Genomic DNA, 19941 nt, shown 5'->3' with positions numbered 1-19941 from the left:
AGACATGAAGAAGCACTTGATCGCCACGACCGCGGCCCTCAGCCTCACCCTGGCCGCGTGCTCGTCCGGAGGCGGCGGCGAGACCGACGACGGCGCGGACGGTGGCGCTCCGCCCACCGGCCCGATCACCGTCTGGTTCTCGAACAACGAGTTCGAGCTCGAGTGGGGCAACGCGTTGGTCGAAGAGTGGAACGCCGACCACCCGGACGCCCAGGTCGAGGCCCAGGAGATCCCCGCTGGATCCAGCTCCGAGGAGGCCATCACCGCAGCCATCACGGCCGGCACCGCACCGTGCCTGGTCTACAACATCTCGCCGGCAGCGGCACCCCAGTGGCAGGCGCAGGGCGGGCTCGTGGACCTCAGCCAGTTCGACGGCGCGGAGCAGTACCTCAGCGAGCGCAGCGGCGACGACACCCTCGGGCAGTACCGAGGACAGGACGGCGGGATCTACCAGGTGCCGTGGAAGTCGAACCCCGTGATGGTCATGTACAACAAGGAGGTCTTCCAGCAGGCCGGTCTCGACCCCGAGAACCCGGACATGAACACGTTCGACTCGTTCCTCGACGGGGCCCGGGACATCGTGTCCTCCGGCGCCGCCGAGACCGCGATCTGGCCCTCGCCGACCACCGAGTTCTACCAACCGTGGTTCGACTTCTACCCCACCTACCTCGCCACCACGGGCGGCACCAGCCTCGTCGAGGACGGGGCCGCGACCTTCGACGACGACAACGGCATGGCCGTCTGGGAGTTCTGGCGGACGTTCTACGAGGAGGGCCTGACGTCGCAGGAGGCCGCCACCGAGGACGCGATGACCGCCGGCACCACGGCGATGCAGATGGCCGGGCCGTGGGCCATCGCCTCCTACGAGGGGCAGGTGGACTACGGGTTCATGCCGGTCCCGACCGAGGACGGCGTGGCACCCGAGGAGACCTACACCTTCGCCGACGCCAAGAACGTCTCGATGTTCACCAGCTGCGAGAACACCGGCACCGCCTGGGAGTTCCTCCAGTTGAGCACGAGTGAGGCCGCCGACGGCGACCTGCTCGAGGCCACGGGTCAGATGCCGCTGCGGACCGGGCTGACGGACGCGTACCCCGACTACTTCGAGGCGAACCCGAACTACGTCGCGTTCGCGGACCAGGCCGAGCGCACGGTCGACGTGCCGAACATCCCGAACTCTGTCGAGGCGTGGCAGACGTTCCGCGAGGAGTGGTCACGGTCGGTCATCTTCGACGAGGTGCCCGTCGCCGACGGCCTGCAGGCGGCCGCCGACGCGGTCAACGGGCTCGTGCAGGAGTAAGCCATGTCCACCGCCACGACCACGCCCGTTCGCGGACCCGAGAACCGGGCGAGGCGGCCATGGTGGGAACGGGTGCTGGGCAAGCATCCGATGGGCACCGCGTTCTCGCTGCCCTATGTGGTGTTCCTCGTCGTCGTCTTCGCCTACCCGTTCGGCATGGCCATCTGGATGTCCTTCCACGACTACATGTTCACCGCGCCGGGCGTGACCATCGAGCACCCGTTCGTCGGACTGGACAACTACGTCGCCGCACTGACCGACCCGGACGTGCGTCAGTCGTTCGTGAACACCGGGATCTTCCTGGCGATCTATGTCCCACTCACCGTGGTCGGCTCCATCGTCCTCGCGTCGATCCTGAACACCGCCGTGCGCTGGGCGGCCGGCTTCCGGGTGGCGTTCTACGTGCCGTACGTGACCGCCAGCGTCTCGCTCGTCGGTGTCTGGCTGCTGCTGTTCTCGCAGAACGGCCTGGTCAACACGGTCCTCGGACCGCTGGCCCCGGACCCGTCCTGGCTTATCAACTCGGGCCTCGCGATGCCGACCATCGCGCTGTACGTCACGTGGAAGCAGCTCGGCTTCTTCATCCTGCTCTACCTGGCCGCGCTGCAGGGCATCCCCCGGGACCTGTACGAGGCCGCCTCCCTGGAGGGCGCCGGTGCCGTGCGCAAGTTCTGGCACATCACCGTCCCGGGCGTGCGCACGGTGAGCGTGCTCGTCCTCATCCTCGCCGTCATCATCGGCGCCGGCTTGTTCACGGAGCCGTACCTGCTCACCAACGGCGGCGGCCCGAACGGCGCCTCGACGACGCCCGTCCTCCTCATCTACCAGAAGGGCATACAACAGACGAACCCCGACGTCGCGTCGGCCATCGGCCTGATCCTCGTCATCCTCGTCGGACTGCTGGCGCTGATCGCCAACCGCGTCGGGAAGGAGCGCTGACATGAGACGTTCGAAGAACGTGCTCCTGCACGTCATGCTGGGCCTGGCGGCCCTGGCGTTCGTGTTCCCGTTCTACTTCATGCTCATCGGGGCATTCCAGACCGAGCCGACCACCGAGGTCGGCGAGCTCGTCCCCAGCGGCGGACTCACCCTCGAGAACTTCTCCGACATCAACTCGCGCATCGACCTCGTCGGGTCCTTGATCAACTCGGCCATCTTCACGATCGGGGTGCTGCTCGGCACCGTCACGTTCGGGCTGCTCGCCGGCTACGCCACGGCCCGGCTGCGTTTCCGCGGCCGCGGCGCCGTCTTCGCGATGATGCTGCTCGTCCAGATGGTGCCGTTCCAGCTCCTCATGGTGCCGCTGTACGTCTTGCTCACCAGGACCTACGGGTTGGGAGACACCTACCTCGGGATGATCCTGCCGTTCCTCATCAACACCACGGCGGTGTTCATCTTCCGGCAGTTCTTCCTCCAGCTCCCCGAGACCCTGTTCGAAGCCGCGCGTCTCGACGGCGCCAGCGAGCTGCGCACCCTGTGGTCCGTGGCGCTCCCCCTCGTCCGGCCGGCGCTGGTCACCGTGATCCTGGTGACCTTCATCGGGCCCTGGAACGAGTTCCTGTGGCCGTTCCTCATCACGAAGGAGGCCGGGATGCAACCGCTCGCGGTCGCCCTGGCGAACTACATCTCCTCGGTCGCCCAGAGCGCCACGAACCCCACCGGAGCCATCCTCGCGGGCGCAAGCGTGCTGGCGTTCCCCGTCGTCGTCCTGTTCTGCCTCTTCCAGCGCTACTTCACCTCGACCGACGTCGCGTCCGGCGTCAAGGGCTGAGAAGCCGCGATCCCCAAGGAGAAACCCCTCGTGACCGTCTCGATCTTCGAGAATGCCCACTTCCCCCTCGGCCCGTTCGTGCCGTACGAGCACAACCCGATCCTGCGCCCGAAGGGCGACAGCTGGGAGTCGGCCAACCTGTACAACCCGGCCGCGCTCGTCGTCGACGACGAGGTCATCCTGCTCTACCGCGCGCACGCCGAGGACATCATCTCCCACGTCGGCATCGCGCGGAGCGAGGACGGCTTCCACTTCGAACGCGAGGACGCCCCGATCCTCTCCCCGGAGCACGACTACGAGCGATACGGCTGCGAAGACCCCCGTGTCGCCTTCATCGACGGCACCTACTACCTGACCTACACCGGGTGGGACCGCACCGTCGCCAAGCTGTGCCTCGCGACGTCGACCGACCTGCGCACGTGGACGAAGCACGGGCCGCTCTTCGACAACTTCGACACCTTCGCCGCCACCGACGACCCGCGCGGCGGCACCTGGAGCAAGGCCGGCGTCATCGTGCCCTTCCAGATGCAGGGCAAGTGGTGGATGTACTTCGGCGAGGGCGGGGTCTACTGGGCAACGAGCGACGACCTTATCCACTGGACGCCCGGCACACCGGACGCGGAGCCGATGTACGCCCCGGCGCCCGGAACCTTCGAGGAGGATCTGGTCGAGATCGGCACCTCACCGGTGCTGACGGAGAACGGCCTGCTCCTCATGCTCGTCAACGGCGCGCGCCGCAACGTGCTCGGCGAAGGGCACGGCGTCGACTACCGGTGCGGGCAGATCGTCATCGACCCGGACAAACCCACCGAGCTGCTGGCCCGCATGCAGGTGCCGTGGCTCAAGCCCCAGACCTTCGAGGAGACCAACGGCCTGGTCTCCAACGTCACCTTCGTCGAAGGACTGGTCAAGTTCCGCGGGCAGTGGCTCGCCTACTACGGCCAGAGCGACACGACGCTCGCCGTCGCGATCCACGACCCGGCGCACACCTGGGGCTCCAGCGTGCGCGCCGCCTCTAGACACCTGGAGCACTCATCATGATCGCCACGACCCGACGAAGCTTCCTCGGCCTCGCACTCGCCGCACCCGCCGTCGTCGCCGCAGGCCCTCCGGCCGCGGCGGCCCCACAGGTGCCTCAGCTGACCAACCTCGACCATCTGACGTTCCTGCTCGACGAGGTGCCACTCCCCTCGCTCGAGCACCACTCGACCTACGACGGCGCCGCGCACCCGACCGCTCTCGCGCCCTGGACCTACGCGGACTTCGACGGCACCACGTTCACCCGGGTAGGCGGCGGCACGCTCGACCCGACGACGGGCCACTACTCCCAGGGCGCGTTCAACGCCGACGACATCTCACGGGCCGCCGTCGTCTATCTCCGCGCCTGGCAGGCCACGAGCGACGGCGACGCACGCGAGCGGGCACGCCAGCTCCTCCGATCGCTGACCTACCTGCAGAACGACGGCGGCCCGAACGCCGGACGCGTTGTGCTGTGGCAGCAGGCCGACGGCACGTTGAACCCCAGCGCGGAGCCCGTCGAGCTCCCGGACCCCTCGGACTCCGCCGAGTCCTACTGGTTGGCCCGCACCGTGTGGGCGCTCGGCGAGGGGTACGCGGCGTTCGGGCAGGTGGAGCCGGCGTTCGCCGGCTTCCTGCGCGACCGGCTCGACCTGGCGCTCACCGCGCTCGAGCAGGAGTCCCTCTCCCGCGTCGGCACCTTCGTCACCAGCGACGGCGTCGATCTGCCGGCCTGGCTCATCGTCGGCGGCGCCGACGCGACCGCGGAGGCGGTCCTCGGCCTGGTCGCCGCGCACGCGACCGATCCGCAGGATCGGCGCGTCGCGGACGCGCTGGACGCCTATGCGTCCGGCATCAAGGCGATGGGCACCACGGCGTCCGCGTGGCCCTTCGGCGCGATCCTCCCCTGGACCGGGTCGCTCGGCTTCTGGCACGCGTGGGGCGGCGCGGCACCCGAGGCGCTCGCGCGCGCCGGCGCACTGCTCGGCCGTGAGGATCTGGTGGACGTCGCCGTCGCCGACGCGGGCTCGTTCACCCCGCTGGTGCTCGCGAGCGGCGGGCCGCACAACGCCTGGGCGCCCGTGCCCGGCGAGGCGCAGATCGCCTACGGCGCGCACGGCCGCGTCGCGGGCGCGCTGGCGACCGCCGAGGCCACCGGCGGGCCCGGGCTGCGCGAGATCGTCGGCCTCGCCGCCGGCTGGTTCTTCGGCGCGAACCCTGCGAACGAGCAGGTCTACGACCCGGCGACCGGTGTCACGGTGGACGGCATCGAGACCGACGGCCGCATCAACCGGAACAGCGGCGCCGAGTCCACCATCCACGCCCAGCTGACGATGATGCTCCTCGACGACAATCCCGACCTGGCCGCGCTGGCGACGTCGTTGACGGGGATCGTGGACCACGACCGCGTGCGGGTGCTCGAAGCGGAGTCGGCGCGGCGGAGCCCGGGCTGCACGCTCGAGCGCCCCGAGACCGGGGCCTGGACCGGCGAGGGCAATCTCTCCGGAGGTGCCTACCTGAACGTCCCGCCCGGTGAGTGGGTGGAGTTCGACGTCAGCAGCGACGATGGCGACGAGCTCCACCCGATCGTCTGGCTGCATGCGCAGACCGCCGGCCGGGCGCGCTGGGAGGTCGTCTCGGGGCCTGAGCTCGGCACGACCGAGGCCGGAGGGACGGGCGACGCCGGACTGACGGAGGCCCCCGGCGCCCTGCTGCCGCTTCCGCTGAAGCGTCCGCTGCCGGCCGGCGACCTGCGCGTGCGGTGCACGAGCGAGGGCGACCTCCGCCTCGACGGCCTCCTCGTCCGACCCGCCGTCGCCACGGCGCACTACCGGACGAACGCCGGTTCTGCCGTGCTCTACGCCAACGCGGGCGAGCGCCTGACCCGCTCCCCCGCGCTGGCGGACGGCTCCGGGCGCGCATACACCGTCTCCGGTGCGGCACGGGGACAAGCCGTCGCCGGGGATCGAGTCAGGCTCGTCGGCGGAGGATTCTCCGTCACGACCTGACGGCCACGCGATCGGCGCAGCCACGCTTCGAGCTGAGTCTAGAGACGCGATTTAGGGCCCGACCGCAGCGATGTCGTCCCACCGGACCCGTGCTACCGGAGTATGCCGCAAGGCTGGATCTTGGTACTCGAGGGTGCGCTATTGCTCCACGCCGCGGGGGTGACGGTGAGGTAGGAGCCAGCCGGAGGTCGTCAGAGTCGGTAGCGACCAGTTGACTGGAGCACCTCCTCACACGAGGCGAACGGCCCGTCCCGATTGCGCCCCTCTTGCAGTGCAACCGGTGTGACACGTCGGCTCGTCGATCGCCGCACACTTCGACCCCACTCGTGCCGATGTGGGGGCCAACCTGTAGGCGAAATTGCTCTTCGGAACTGGGTCGGAAGTACTTCCATCCAATTGCTAGTGGGAGTACATTCGCTTACATGGTACAAGTGCGACGGAACCCTGACGGTACCGTGACCGTGGTCCATGAAACACAAGACTTCAATGAACTGACTGGTGGGATGGATCACGACGTCCACGGGACAATAACTATGCCTTTGACCGAATGGATGGAGGTATGCGAGACAGTCACTCGAATGGCCCATGATGGTATTTAGAAACGCCGTCGACCGCACGAAACCGAGTGACGCCGCCCCGGCGTCACGAGGCGACGCCTTTGGCTTCCACGGTCCACTAGCTGCGAGTATTCGCGGCGTTTCAAACTAGCTCGACCAACTGAGGAGCCCGCCCGTCCCGGGCGCTACAGGCGTACGTCAGTATCGCCGCCCGCTCGTTGAATCCCACCAGGTGTCAAATCGGGTGGGTCCAGCGCCCAAACGCCACTCGTCGTAATGGTTCGGCCACCGCTTCGACCGAACCATCATGACGACGACCACGCTGGGCGTCACGGCGACTGCGCTTTGCGGTACCAATGCTCCCGCAGCGGTCCACCGCCACCCCTGCCGTTCAACGCCCGTCGCGTCCGGCTCCGGCGACGTCGCCGACAGGCCATTCTCATGACCTCTGAGGAAATCGCCCGGAAGTCCGCCCAGCTTGACGCCGCCCGCCAGCGAGAACTAACACTCGCTTGGGTCGAGGACCGGCATGCGACGCCGGCCCTCCACCTGGAGGCGAGAGCCGCCCCCACTGCGGACATGTCAGGGTAGACGGATTCGCTATCCTGGCCCGCCCGGGACGCTGACAGTCAAGGAACTAGTTTGTGGCACTCCCTCCTCTTGCCATTCGAGGTCGATCCGGACATCACCACTGCGTAATGGTATAAGCGTCCAACTGCGTTCAGATCGCGGCCCCAACTCAAAGGTGTCAGGCGGACCGTCAAACATTACCTCCGTATCGTCTAAACCTTCGACACTGACATGCACTTCTTCCGCGGACCGCGTCGCGCTCTCATTCTTAAGCACGAGTCGATTTGTCGTGGTCCTGTACTGAGGCCTTCCCCTCTTGTCGTGGCCCCGGACTTCTCTTCGATGCTCGTGGTGTGCCACTAGCACGGCTCCGTTGGTTTGAGGCCGCGACGGCACCTGTCCACTTCCCCAGTTCATCTCCTCGAGATCCAATTCGAGCGCGCGGCGAGCGCTATCTGCAAGGTCGTCGGGTCCTTCATATGTTCCCAGTAGACCGCGAGGCTCGAGAGAAGTGCGGAACTCCTGAAGGGCAGCGAACTGCTCGGCATCAAATTCGTCTCGGCGAATATCGGCATTGGAGAAGTAGACGTGGACGCGCTTACCGGCGGCGATTGCACTTTCAATCTCGCCAGCGGTGCCTGAAACTGCGTCAGCCGTTCGCGTGCCTAGGCGCGCATCGAACAGCGCGATCACAACATCGGCCTTGTCCACAGCCTGGGCGTTAATGATGCTTTGAGGATTTCCACCCATGAGCGGTACCGCGTGTCGCTCATACAGCCACGGCACGAAGACTACGCCGTCACGTCGAGCACGCATTGCGTTCCAATGGTTGAGTGCGCCAGCAATCGCTGCCCGCTCCTCCCTTGTATCGCCAGGGGAAGCGATCAATACCAGGACGGCCTCAGCAATGAAGGTCATCCCATGATGCTCCCACCGCGTGCGTCAATCGCGCTGCCATTCGAAGCGCCCACTTCTCTCCGACCTGTGCCCAACTATGTTCAGCCGGACACTGCCGTGATGCCGATACAGAGGATCCGACCACACCCACGACGACATCACCGCCGACGCCGTCGCCGCGGCCTTCGGCGTCGGGATCGACGTGCGCGAGGACGCCCGCGAGCTCTTGGAGGCCGCCCTCGCGGCCCGCGGCCGGAGCGCCACCGCGGACCAGCTCCGGATGGCGCGCATCCCCGAGGGCGCCACCCTCATCGTCAACGACCGCTCCGGCGCACCGGGCTTCACCATCGGCAACGTGCACGTCATGGCCGGGGTGCCCAGCATCTTCGACGCCATGGTGGACACCGTCCTGCCCACGCTCGACGGCGGAGCCCCGCGACTGTCCCGCGAGGTGCGCTTAGAGGTGGGCGAGGGACGGGTCGCCACCCCGCTGCGTGAGCTCGCCGCGACCATGCCACAGCTCAGCTTCGGGTCCTACCCGTTCCGCGCCGGCAACGCCCACGGCACCGACGTCGTCGTGCGCGCCACCGACGCGGCCCTGCTGGACGAGGCCGTGACGCGGCTCGAAACGTTGCGGGCCCAGTTCCGCGCGGCAAGGCCACGCTGACGCTCAAGACCGCTCAGCTCGCCGACGTCACCGCGCCCTCGGCACTCGTCCGTCGCCAGGCACCGCGGCGCGCCTCCTCCACGAAATGGCAGGCGGCCTGGTGGGCCGGCGGGGCACCGACGATCGGTTCGAGCGGAGGCACCTGATCAGCGCAGCGGTCCGAGGCGAGCGGGCATCGCGTCCGGAACCTGCATCCCGAGGGCGGGTCGATCGGGGAGGGCAGCTCCCCGGTCTCCGGCAGGCGTGCCGCCTGGCGCCCCGACTCCCACGGGAAGAGATCGGGCACCGACTCGAGCAGCATCTGCGTGTAGGGGTGGCTCGGCTCGGCGAAGACGTCGGCAGTCTTGCCCGACTCCACGATCTTCCCGAGGTACATCACCGCCACCCGGTCACAGAGATGCCGCACGACGGAGAGATCGTGCGAGATGAACAAGATTCCCAGGCCGAGTCGTTCGCGCAGGTCGTCGAGCAGATTCAGGACCTGAGCCTGGACCGAGACGTCCAGCGCCGAGACCGCTTCGTCGGCGATGAGCAGGCGCGGCTCGACGCTCAGGGCACGGGCGATCGAGATGCGCTGCAGCTGGCCGCCCGAGAACTCGCGCGGCTTGCGGTCGGCGTGACGCGGACTGAGGCCGACCATCTCGAGCAGCTCGGCCACCCGCCCGTCCCACCGGGACGGAGCGAGGATGCCGGGATGCGCCCGCCAGCCTTCGCACAGCAGGTCCCGCACGGTCATGTCGGGATTCAGGGACGAGTACGGGTCCTGGAAGATCAGCTGAACCTGGCGACGGGCGTCCCTCCGGGCGCGAGGGGGCAAGGTCGTGATGTCCTGGCCACAGACCTCGATGGTCCCGCTCGTGGTCGGCTCCAGCCCGACGATCGCCCGAGCGATGGTGGACTTGCCGCAACCGGACTCGCCGACGAGGCCGACGGCCTCCCCCGGACGGACCTCGAGGCTGACGCCGGCCACGGCCTGGACCTCGTGGTTCCCGCGCTGGAACAGGCGACCACCCAGTCGGAAGGTGCACGTCACGTCACTCGCTCGCAGCACGAAGTCGTTCGTCGTGGACACCCTGGTACACCTCCTCCGCGTAGTGGCAGGCCGCGGCGCGTTCGCCGTCGACCGGGTTCATCGCCGGTGTCTCGTCGCGGCATCGGTCGGTCGCGAGCGGACATCTCGGATGGAACGGGCAGCCCGTGATCTGCTCCGCCGGGTGCGGTGGGCTGCCGGGGATCGGCTGCAGCTCGCGCTGCGCACCGGAGACCCGTGGCACCGACTCGAGCAGACCGACCGTGTACGGATGCGCCGGCCGTTCGTAGATCGGCCGGATCGGCCCGCGCTCCATGACCTGACCCGCGTACAGGATGTAAACCCGGCGAGCGTGCGAGGCAACCACGCCCAGGTCGTGCGTGATCAGCAACGTCCCGGCGTCGGTCTCCTTCGCGAGATCCTCGAGCAACGACATGATGTGGGCCTGGACCGTGACGTCCAGCGCCGTCGTCGGCTCGTCGGCGATAACCATTCTGGGTCCGAGCGCCAGTGCCATGGCGATGACCACGCGCTGGCGCATCCCGCCGGAGAGCTGCTGCGGATACTGGCGTGCCCGGCGCTCCGGATCGGGGATGCGCACCGTACGAAGCAGCTCGACCGCCCTACGCCAGGCCTCACGCCGACCGGCCTTCTGGTGGTGCACGAACAGCTCGGCCAGTTGCTTGCCGATGGTGAGCACGGGGTTGAGCGCGGTCAGCGGGTCCTGGAAGACCATCGACATCTGCCGTCCACGGATCGCGGCCAGCTCCGCCTCGGAGGTGACGTCCAGGTCATCGCCCAAGAACTGGACCCTGCCGCTGGTCACCTCCCCGACGCCGTCCGGCAGCAGACCGAGCAGGGCGAACCCGATGGTGCTCTTCCCACTGCCGGACTCGCCGACGAGGCCGACCGTCTCTCCGCGTCCGACATGGAATGACACGTCTCGCACGGCGTTGAGGACCTCCTCGCCGCTGCGATAGGCGACGGCGAGCCTGTCGACCTCGAGCGCCGCCGTCCACTCCTCGTGCACCGCCTCGCCACCCGTTGACGTCACCGTACCCGTGGTCACGCCGGCGAGACCGGCACGAAGTCCGGCTGGTTGTTGGGCGCGGGCTCGAGCCCTTCGACGCCCTCGCGGATGCCGTATGTCGCGAGCACCTGCAACGGGAAGATCCCGACGGCGTCGTCCCAGATGATCCGGCAGGCCTCGGCGTACAGCTCGGCGCGCTTCTCCTGGTCGGTCAGGCTCCGGGCGTCCTTCAAGATCTCGTCCAGCTCCGGATTCGAGTAGCCCATGCGGTTGGCGTCCGTGGTGTACAGGCGACCGAGGGTGTAGTCGGCGTCACCCGTCGCGTTGGCAGCGTTCTGCAGGTCCATGTCCCAGTCGAGCGCCAGCAGCCGGTCGAGCCACGCGGCCTGCTCGAGCTCCTGGAGCTCGACGGTCACGCCGATCTCGCTCCAGTAGGAGGCGAACGACTCGGCGAGGGGACGGACCTGCGGCGCGACTCCCTGCGCCCACATCACGTGAGTCGAGAACCCGTCTGCCAGGCCGGCGTCCGCGAGCAGCTGACGAGCCTGGTCCGGGTCGTACGGGTACGGGTCCTGCTCGCCGTACCCGAAGACGGCGGACGGGATCGGTGCCGTCGCCACCTCCGCCGTGTCACCGAAGAGGTCGCCGACCACGCGCTCGACGTCGATGGCCATCCACATCGCGCGGCGAACGCGTACGTCGTCGAAGGGCTTGCGGCTGGAGTTGAACCAGTTGAAGTAGTTGATGAAGCTCGGTGCCGACACGACCTCGAGGCCCGGTTCGGCCATCGCCTCGATCTGGTCCGGCGGGATGGACCAGGTGACGTCCACCTCCCCCGTCTTCAGCGCCGTCAGGCGCGTGGAGTTCTCCGGGATGTACGGCAGCTCGAGCCGCGACGACGCCGGAGCGCCCGCCCAGTAGTCCTCCACCGCGTCGAGGTTGAGGTGGTCGGAGGCGGTGAACGAGTCGACCTGGAAGGGGCCGCTGCCGGTGGGCTTGCTGGCGAAGAATTGCGCGTCGCCGACCTTGTCGGCCGGCACGATGGATACGAGTGACAGGTTGGACAGCATCGTGCCCAGCGGCGACGTCGTGGTGATGGTGACGGTCTTGTCGTCCGTCGCTTCGACGGTGTCCAGTGCGCCCCACAGCGCAGCCTGCGGGGTGGTGCCCTGTGCGATGCTCTCGACGCACGCCTTGACGTCTTTCGCGGTGACCGGGGCGCCGTCGTGGAACGAGATCTCGTCGAGCGTGAAGATCCAGGTGTTCTCGTCGGGCTGGGACCACTCGGTGGCCAGGTGCGGCTCGAAGCCGTCGCCGGCCCGCACCACGAGCGAGTCGAAGATGAGCGCCGCGGCCATCAGGGTCGCCTGCTCGACGTTGGCGGAGCCGAACGGGTTCAGGTCGAGGACGGGCCGGTCGAAGGCCGCCCTGAGAACCGCCGATCCACTGTCTCCTTCTGCGCCGTCGCCGGACTGCATGCCGCACGAGCTGAGCGCCACGGCGCCGGCACCTGCACCGACGAACCCGAAGAACGCTCGGCGATCGAACCTGGTCGACATGACGCGGGTGAGTGGGGTTTCAGACATCTCTCTCTCCTTCGAGTGAGGGTGATGAGGCGAGTGAGGGTGATGGGCTTTGCGTCCGGGGACGCGCTACATGGTTTGGTTGGGTTCCGATCGGTTGCTGTCGGTCGCCATCCCGGTCGCGACGACCAGGAGGACGAGGGCGAGGCCGGGAAATGCGGCGATCCACCAGGCGGAGGAGAGGTAGTCCCGCCCGTTGGCGATGATGGAGCCCCAGGACGCCTGGTCCAGCGGGACGCCGAGGCCGAGGAAGCTGAGGGACGCCTCGGCGATGACCATCAGTCCGATCTGGACCGTCGCGGCCACCGCCAACGGTCCTCGGACCCGCGGCACGATGTACCGCACGATGATCCAGAAGTTGCTGACCCCGAGAACTCGGGCCCCTTCGACTGCTTCGCTCTTGCTCGCCACGAGGGTCGACGCCCGGACGACGCGCGCGAAGATGACCCATCGCGTGATGGCCAGGGTAACGATGACGTTGGTGACGCTGGGGCCGAGCACACCGGCGATCAGGATGGCCAGGAGGATGCTCGGGAAGGCGAGCTGGATGTCGCCTAGCCGCATGATCAGCGACTCGGCCCAGCGCCCGAAGTAGCCGGCGATCAGGCCGAGCACCAGCCCCAGGGCGCCGGCAATGACGACCGTGGCAGCGGCGATCAGCATCGACACCCGGGAGCCGGCGACGACCTGGGCGGCGATGGAACGGCCGACCTGGTCGGTACCGAGCCAGCTCACCGAGCCGTCGGTGAGCGTCGCCCCAGGAGGCTGCAGGCGGTCGCTCGTGCTCGTCGCGGTCGCGTCGTAGGGGATGAGGAACGGGCCGACCAGTGCGACGAGCACGTACAGCGCGATGACGGCGCGCGCGACCCATCGCGCGTCCACCGATCGACGGACGCTTCGCCGTCGTGCGGCAGGAAGTGCGACTGCAGTCATGGCTGCCTCCTCATGCGTTCCCGAACCTGACGCGCGGGTCCAGATAGCTGTAGAGCAGGTCGACGGCGAGGTTCATCACGACGTAGAAGGCGGTGATGACCAGGACGGACGCCTGGACGACCGAGTAGTCGCGGTAGGTGATGGCCTCGACCATCAGCCGGCCGACGCCCGGCCAGGCGAAGACCTGCTCGACGATCACCGCGCTGCCGATGAAGACACCGAGCAGCAGGCCGATGACCGTGATGACAGGGATGAGCGTGTTCCGCACGACGTGCCCGTAGAAGATCCGTCGCGCCGGCAGGCCGTTTGCTCGCGCCGTGCGCACGTAGTGCTGGCCGAGCTCGGCCATCACCGAGTTGCGGACCGATCGGGTCAGCCAGCCGATGTAGGGCAGTGCCAGCGCGACCGCCGGCATCACCAGGCTCTGCGGCGAGGTGAATCCGGAGGACGGCAGCAGCCGGAGAGTCGCCGAGAAGACGATCACGAGCATGATCCCGACCCAGAACTGCGGCATCCCTTGGAAGGCGAGGGAGACGGTCGCGACGACCCGGCCGACGAGGCTCTTCGGCCTGCGGGCCGCGACCACGCCCAGGGGGAACCCGACGGCGATCGTCACCACCATGGCGCTGATGGCCAGGGTCGTGGTGGCGGGCAGCCGTGCCAGCGCCGCCTCCATGGCCGGCACGTGGAGCCGGTTGGAGACTCCGAAGTCCAGCCGTACGGCGTCGACCAGGTAGGTCAGGTACTGGACGATCAGCGGCTCGTCATAGCCGAGCTCGGTGTTCAGCGCACTGACCTGCTCGGCGGTTGCCGAGGGTCCGAGCAGCAGAGCGGCCGGGTCGCCGGGGACCAGGCGGACGACGATGAAGACGATCGTCAGCGCGCCCCACAGCACGAGCACCGCTTGCCCGACACGTCGCAGAACGAGCGGCCCCATGGTCAGCCGACCGTCTGCGGAACCCGCTCAGGCCCCAGGTAGGCGTGGTCCTCCAGGAGCTGGTCCTGCAAGGTGTCGACGTCGATCGCACGCGGCTGCACGCCGGTCGCCACGGCCAATGCCGCGGCGGTCCCGACGGCCTGGCCCATCGCGAAGGACGGTGGCATGACGCGGATGGCGGCGAGGGCTTCGTGCGTCGCGGAGACGCAGCGGCCGGCGACCAGCACGCCGTCCAGGTCGCGAGGGACGAGCATCCGGTACGGCATCTCGTAGACGTTCGCCGTCGGGTCGTCCTCGAGCCGTCCGCCCGCGTCGGTCGGGCTGTGGATGTCCACCGGGTAGCCGCACGTGCCGATGACGTCGTCGAAGTGTCGTCCGGTCTCCAGGTCGTCGAGCGTCAGGGTGTACTCGCCGACGATGCGCCGCGACTCACGTACGCCGATCGTGGCGGCAGTGTCGAGCAGCATGGCGTCTGCGAATCCGGGCACCCGACCGCGGAGGAACTCCATCAGCTCGTGGACCTGCTTGCGCCCCTCGATCTCGGCCGTGGTGAGGTCTGCGACGTCGACGCCGCTCACGCCGAGCACTCGGGTGGTGTTGATCCGCCAGACGCCGGGGCGCATGGTCTTGTAGAGGCCGATGCCTTTCCTGGGGATGGTGTACTCGCCCTTCTGCCGAGCGTCCTCGACGATCGAGGCGAAGGGCCGGATCTCCTGCGCCTCGCTCACGTAGGCGTCGACCTTCGCGTCGTCGACACCGGCGACCCGGAAGAAGAGGGTCATCGGCTGTGCGAGGCCGTCCTCCTCGCGGCCGTAGACCGTCTGCGCACCGGCACCTGCCACGACATCGGCGTCCGCCGAGCAGTCCACGACGACCGTGGCGTCGATCGCCTCGATCCCCGACTTGCTCGTGATGAACAGGCCGTTGACTCGGTCACCGTCGGTACGGGGGGCGATCACCGTGCTGTGGAAGAGGATCTCGACGCCGGCCTCACGCAGCATCTCCAGGCCGGCCATCTTGACCGCCTCCGGCTCGAACGGCGTCACCTTGTCGTGCCCGTAGGTGATGTAGCCGCAGTACGGGCTGTTGGCCGGAACCTTCGAGGGGTGGATCGCCTGGCCGCGCGCCTCCATCCGAAGGACGAGCTCCTCGAAGACTCCTCGGATGAGCTGCGTCGTGCCGTCGAGGCTGTAGGAGGTCATGCACGGCCCGACCAGGCCGGCGGTCAGGTTGCCGCCGACGTAGCCGTACCGCTCGATGAGGATGGTCCGGGCGCCACGCCGCGCAGCGCTGATGGCGGCGGACAGGCCGGACGGGCCGCTACCGACGACGGCGACGTCGACCTTCGCGCGCACCGGTGCATCGACGTGGAGCGGGACTGCTTGACTCACGGGTCTCCTTTCGGGCCGGGAGAACGTTTCTCCCGAGCTCATGTGTTCTTCTGTCACTGCTGTGTCGTGGGCTGGCGACCGCTGGACGCTTCGCCGATCGTTCGTCCCGGACGGGGGTTGCACGGCAGCTTCACGTGCCGTGGTCCGACGCTCGGGTCGATGATGAGCTCGGCGAGCACCCGGACCGCCTCGGCCCCGATCTCACCGAACGGCATCCCGAACCCGGACCAGGTCTGCTTTCGTGCGCGCGGGATGGCCATGTCGCCCAGCACGGCCACCGAAACCTGGCCGGGGACGTCCAGACCGAGCGCCTTGACGGCCTTGAAGACCCGAGCACCGTCTTCGGGTGTCTCGATCACGATTGCGGTCGCCCCGACCTTGAGCTCGTCGCCGATCTGTTCAACGACGTCGGCGTCGTCGGCCGGACGTATGACGGTGGTCTCGAGCGCGTACTCCTCGACCGCCCGGCTGAACCCGGCGAAGCGGTCGATGTTCGGCTCTTCCGGGTCGGTCACGCCGACGTAGAGCAGCCGGCGGTGTCCGAGCGCGGCCAACCGGCTCACCACCTCGTAGGTGGCGCTCTCGTAGTCGGCAGTGACCCAGGAGATGTCTGCGCCCTTGATCTCGCGCCGACCGATGTAGACGAACGGGTAGCCCTCGTGCGCGAGGCGCGCGACCTCGTCCCGGTCTTCCCCACGGCCCAGCAGGATGCTGCCGTCCGCGATCCCGAGCTGGTTGACGCCGTCCGCGTAGATGCTGCGCGCCCGCCCCTTGCCGCTCGCGCTGGTGAAGAGCAGCAGGTTCTGGTGGAGGTCCTCCGCCTCGGCCTCGATGCCGAGCAGAAAGGGGTAGTACTGGTCGAGGCCGGCGATCGGGAAGGTCGGTTCGTACGTGAAGACACCGAGGATCCGGTTCTTCCCGCCGGCGAGGCGGCGGGCAGCGGGATTGGCGCTGTACCCGAGGGAGCCGCTCAGCTCGAGGATCCGCTGACGCGTCTCCTCGGAGATGCGGGCAGAAGGCCGGCCGGACAGCACCATCGAGACCGTCGCCTGGGACAGTCCCGCGGCCTTAGCGATGTCGGCCTGCCGGGTCCGAGCCCGACCCTCCTGCTCCCTGCGTTGCACCATTGCTCCCTGTTGGCGTCACTGCCGGTCCGCTTGCTTATGCCCATAACCATACGTACTCAAGTGGGATTGTCAATACGCATAAGCAACTTCTCGGTCGGGACATGACCAGCACGGTGGGTGAGGCACGGGTCGCCTCCCCGTTGCGCGAGCTCGCCGCGGCCATGCCACAGCTCAGCTTCGGGTCCTACCCGTTCCGCGACGGCGACGCCCACGGCACCGACGTCGTCGTGCGCTGCACCGATCCGGCCCTGCTGGACGAGGCCATGGCGCGGCTCGGGCAGATCAGGGCCGGGATGGTCCTCCCGCGGAGCACGTGAGGACCCGACGACCACACCACGGGCGGCTCTGCCGGCTCAGGACACCGGTGACGGCAGCCCGGCGGAGGCCAGGGCGCGGTACTTCGCGAGCCGGCCGGCGAGCAGATGCTCGACGTCCTGACCCGCCAGTTCGCCCAGCTCGTACTCCACTGCCGCGGCCGTGCGGGCGCAGAACTCACGAGGCTCACTCCCCGCATCGGGACGCTCGTCGACGACGTGGTCGACCACCCCGGCGTCGAGCAGGCTTCCGGCGTCGATGTGCTGCTGCCGTGCCATCACCGCGGCGCGGTCGGTCGTGCCGTGCACGATCGCGCTGGCGCCCTCGGGAGGCAGCGGCGAGAGCCACGCGTGCTGAGCCGCCACGGTCCGGTCGGCGGGCAGCAGGGCGATCGCCGCGCCGCCGGCTCCCTCGCCCAGCAGGAGCGAGACCACGGGCCCGCGGTGGTGGGTGAGGTCCTGCAGGCACAGGGCGACCTCTCGGGCGATCCCGCCTTCCTCGACCTCGGCCGACAGCTCCGGGCCGCCCGTGTCGATCACGGTTACGAGTGGGAGCCGGAGCTCGCGGGCGAGGTCGGCCCCGCGGCGCACGAGTCGCAGTCCCTCCGGACCCAGGCGCGAGCCGTCCGAGGGCCGGCGGTCGTGCCCGACGACGACGCACGGCGCGGATCCGAAGCGGGCCAGCGCCAGGACCACGCCCTGCTCGGCCGGGGACGAGGCGTCTCCGCGAAGCCAGGAGACGTCTTGAGCAGCGTGGATGAGGAGGCCGCGCAGGCCGGGACGATCCGGCGCGCGACTCCTGGTCACCGACTCCCAGGCATCCTCGATCGCCGGGCGAAACCCGACAGTCTGCGGCGGTGGGACCGGCCGTGCGGCCGGGTGAGCGAGCAGCCGTAGCAGGCGGATCACCGCGGAGCGCAGGCGCGCCGGTGTCAGGACCGCGTCGATGAGGCCCCGGCGGTGGAAGTTCTCCGCCGATTGGACACCGGCCGCCGGAGCGGCGGCGCCCAGCGCGTGATAGACCTTGGGCCCGAGCAGGCCCACCAACGCCCCGGGCTCGGCGGCCGTGACATGGGCCAGGTGCCCCCAGGAGGCCAGCACTCCCCCGGTGGTCGGGTGCCGCAGGTAGGTGATGTACGGCAGGCCGGCCCGCTTGTGCGCCGCGATCGCGGCCGAGATCCCGATCATCGCCGTGAAGGCCGGGGTGCCCTCCTGCATCCGGGTCCCGCCCGAGGCCGGCGCCGCCAGCAGCGGCAGGCCCTCGGCGGTGGCGCGCTCGATGCCGGCCACCAGGCGGGCGGCGGTGGCCAGCCCGACGGAGCCGGCCAGGAAGTCGAACTCGCTGACCGCGAAGGCGATCCGCCGGCCGCCCGCCCGGCCCTCGCCCGTGAGGATCGCGTCGTCGACGCCGGAGCGTTCCCGTGCGGTGCCGAGCTGGCGTGCGTAGTCCGAATCGGTCTGCCGGACGGGCGGCTGGTCCCAGGACCGGACGGAATCCGCATCCAGCACGAGCCCGAGCAGGTCCCGGCCCGTGACCCGGCGAGTCGTCGTCGTATTCACCGCCGCACCCCCGCGACGCGTTCGTGCAGCCAGTCGCGGACCCGGGCACCGTCGCCGTCGAGCGTGGGGGGCGGCGAGTGCACGAGCCTGGTGGTCTCCGCGCCGTCGGGATCGAAGAACCTCAGCGCCGAGCCGGGCAGGTCGATGGTGCCGAGCACGGGGTGGTCCACCCCGGTGATCAGGTGCTGCGAGGCGGCCTGGGCCCACCCGTACACCTCGTCCAGGGTGCGCAGCCGCCCGGCCGGGACGCCGATCTCGTCGAGGACGGTGAGCAGGTCCTCGGCCTCCATCCCAGCGAACGCCCGCTCGATCGCCGCCGTCAGCTCCGCGCGGTTCGCCAGCCGCGCGGCGTTCGACGCGAACGTCGTCGTCGAGGTGTCCAGCCCGAATCGGTCGGCGAACACCTGCCACAGCCGCTCGCTGCCCACGCTGATCTGGACCGCACCGCCCCCGCACCGGAAGAGCCCGTACGGCGCGATGCTCGGATGGTGGTTGCCCTGCGGTTGCGGCACCTCGCCGGCCACGGTCGCCCGGGTCCCCTGGAAGGCGTGGACGCCGACGATGCTCGCGAGCAAGGACGTCCGCACCACCTTGCCGCGGCCGGTCCGCTCCCGCTCCAGCAGGGCGGCGAGGACCCCGTAGGCGCCGTTCATGCCGGCGAGCAGGTCCGCGATGGGTATACCGACGCGCTGGTAGTCCCCCGGCCCGGAGCCCGTCAGGGACATCAGGCCGGCCTCGCCCTGGGCGATCTGGTCGTAGCCGCTGCGCCCTGCTTCCGGGCCGTCGTGGCCGAAACCGGTGATGGACAGGACCACCAGCCGAGGGTTGCGTGCCTGGAGCTCGGCGAGGGGGAAGCCGAGGCGGTCGAGCACTCCGGTGCGGAAGTTCTCGATGAGCACGTCGGCCTGGTCGACGAGCCGGGAGAACGCACTCGCGCCGTCGCCGGTCTTCAGGTCGAGGACGATCGACTCCTTGTTCCTGTTGCAGGACAGGAAGTAGGTGGACTCCTGGGCTCCTTCCGGTCCGACGAACGGCGGCCCCCAGCCGCGGGAGTCGTCGCCCGCGGGTGCCTCGACCTTGATGACCCGGGCACCGAGGTCACCGAGCAGCATCCCCGCGTGCGGGCCGGCCAGGGCTCGGCTCACGTCGACCACCGTCATCCCTTCAGCGGGGCCGTGCACGGTCTCCTCGTCCCGTTCGCTCATGCCGCTCCCCCTCGCCGAGTGCTGCCCTGTCTGGCGCCGCGTC

17 protein-coding genes are annotated in these 19941 nt (G+C 69.0%); 7 read left to right on the top strand and 10 right to left on the bottom strand.

All coding sequences use genetic code 11. From position 1 onward, the window contains the following. Positions 1–4: 4 nt before the first annotated feature. From ABD907_RS18040 to ABD907_RS18020, 5 genes are read left to right on the top strand one after another with little or no spacing between them, the layout of a single operon-like run. The gene (locus tag ABD907_RS18040) at positions 5–1300 is read left to right on the top strand and encodes an extracellular solute-binding protein (RefSeq protein WP_345218084.1); all 1296 of its coding nucleotides are present in this window, start codon (positions 5–7) and stop codon (positions 1298–1300) included. Between the two features lie 3 nt (positions 1301–1303). Next, positions 1304–2239: a carbohydrate ABC transporter permease gene (locus ABD907_RS18035; RefSeq protein ID WP_425555790.1), complete on the top strand. Its 936-nt coding sequence runs from the start codon at positions 1304–1306 to the stop codon at positions 2237–2239. 1 nt (position 2240) lies between these two features. Then, a complete protein-coding gene (locus tag ABD907_RS18030) occupies positions 2241–3071 on the top strand; it encodes a carbohydrate ABC transporter permease (RefSeq protein ID WP_345218083.1) in 831 nt (276 codons plus the stop codon). A 30-nt stretch (positions 3072–3101) separates the two neighbouring features. Further along, positions 3102–4112, top strand: a complete 1011-nt coding sequence (locus tag ABD907_RS18025; RefSeq protein WP_345218081.1) for a glycoside hydrolase family 130 protein — start codon at positions 3102–3104, stop codon at positions 4110–4112. Next, a complete protein-coding gene (locus ABD907_RS18020) occupies positions 4109–6097 on the top strand; it encodes a hypothetical protein (protein ID WP_345218080.1) in 1989 nt (662 codons plus the stop codon). Before ABD907_RS18025 ends, ABD907_RS18020 begins: the two co-directional genes overlap by 4 nt. A 1157-nt stretch (positions 6098–7254) precedes the next feature. Here the strand turns inward: ABD907_RS18020 and ABD907_RS18015 are convergent. Then, the gene (locus ABD907_RS18015) at positions 7255–8142 is read right to left on the bottom strand and encodes a hypothetical protein (protein ID WP_345218079.1); all 888 of its coding nucleotides are present in this window, start codon (positions 8140–8142) and stop codon (positions 7255–7257) included. A gap of 181 nt (positions 8143–8323) precedes the next feature. Between ABD907_RS18015 and ABD907_RS18010 the strand changes: the two genes are divergently transcribed. Beyond that, positions 8324–8788, top strand: coding sequence for a molybdopterin-binding protein (locus tag ABD907_RS18010; protein ID WP_345218078.1), 465 nt, complete (start codon positions 8324–8326; stop codon positions 8786–8788). Between the two features lie 13 nt (positions 8789–8801). On the opposite strand, the gene ABD907_RS18005 is transcribed toward ABD907_RS18010, so the two are convergent. From ABD907_RS18005 to ABD907_RS17975, 7 genes are all read right to left on the bottom strand, one after another. Then, complete coding sequence (locus tag ABD907_RS18005; protein WP_345218076.1) at positions 8802–9860, bottom strand: ABC transporter ATP-binding protein; 1059 nt, start codon at positions 9858–9860, stop codon at positions 8802–8804. Next, a complete protein-coding gene (locus tag ABD907_RS18000) occupies positions 9823–10872 on the bottom strand; it encodes an ABC transporter ATP-binding protein (RefSeq protein WP_345218074.1) in 1050 nt (349 codons plus the stop codon). Before ABD907_RS18000 ends, ABD907_RS18005 begins: the two co-directional genes overlap by 38 nt. Before the next feature lie 11 nt (positions 10873–10883). Next, positions 10884–12434, bottom strand: coding sequence for an ABC transporter substrate-binding protein (locus ABD907_RS17995; RefSeq protein WP_345218072.1), 1551 nt, complete (start codon positions 12432–12434; stop codon positions 10884–10886). 66 nt (positions 12435–12500) lie between these two features. Further along, positions 12501–13364 (bottom strand): ABC transporter permease, encoded by an 864-nt coding sequence (locus tag ABD907_RS17990; RefSeq protein ID WP_345218070.1) that lies wholly within the window; start codon positions 13362–13364, stop codon positions 12501–12503. A 10-nt stretch (positions 13365–13374) separates the two neighbouring features. Beyond that, the gene (locus tag ABD907_RS17985) at positions 13375–14301 is read right to left on the bottom strand and encodes an ABC transporter permease (RefSeq protein ID WP_345218069.1); all 927 of its coding nucleotides are present in this window, start codon (positions 14299–14301) and stop codon (positions 13375–13377) included. 2 nt (positions 14302–14303) lie between these two features. Then, positions 14304–15692, bottom strand: coding sequence for an FAD-dependent oxidoreductase (locus tag ABD907_RS17980; protein ID WP_345218067.1), 1389 nt, complete (start codon positions 15690–15692; stop codon positions 14304–14306). A 53-nt stretch (positions 15693–15745) separates the two neighbouring features. Further along, entirely contained in the window at positions 15746–16819 is a 1074-nt protein-coding gene (locus ABD907_RS17975) for a LacI family DNA-binding transcriptional regulator (protein ID WP_345218065.1), read from the bottom strand. A gap of 101 nt (positions 16820–16920) precedes the next feature. Between ABD907_RS17975 and ABD907_RS17970 the strand changes: the two genes are divergently transcribed. Further along, positions 16921–17136 carry a hypothetical protein gene (locus ABD907_RS17970; protein WP_345218063.1) on the top strand — a complete coding sequence of 72 codons (216 nt, stop codon included), beginning with the start codon at positions 16921–16923 and terminating at the stop codon, positions 17134–17136. A gap of 36 nt (positions 17137–17172) precedes the next feature. On the opposite strand, the gene ABD907_RS17965 is transcribed toward ABD907_RS17970, so the two are convergent. Both ABD907_RS17965 and ABD907_RS17960 read right to left on the bottom strand, forming a co-directional pair. Further along, positions 17173–18693: a carboxyl transferase domain-containing protein gene (locus tag ABD907_RS17965; RefSeq protein ID WP_345218061.1), complete on the bottom strand. Its 1521-nt coding sequence runs from the start codon at positions 18691–18693 to the stop codon at positions 17173–17175. Next, a complete protein-coding gene (locus ABD907_RS17960; protein ID WP_345218059.1) occupies positions 18690–19898 on the bottom strand; it encodes a CaiB/BaiF CoA transferase family protein in 1209 nt (402 codons plus the stop codon). The genes ABD907_RS17965 and ABD907_RS17960 overlap by 4 nt, the downstream gene beginning before the upstream one ends. Positions 19899–19941: the final 43 nt, after the last annotated feature.

The organism is Georgenia halophila, from assembly GCF_039541595.1.
This window is presented reverse-complemented; position numbering and strand designations above follow the sequence as displayed.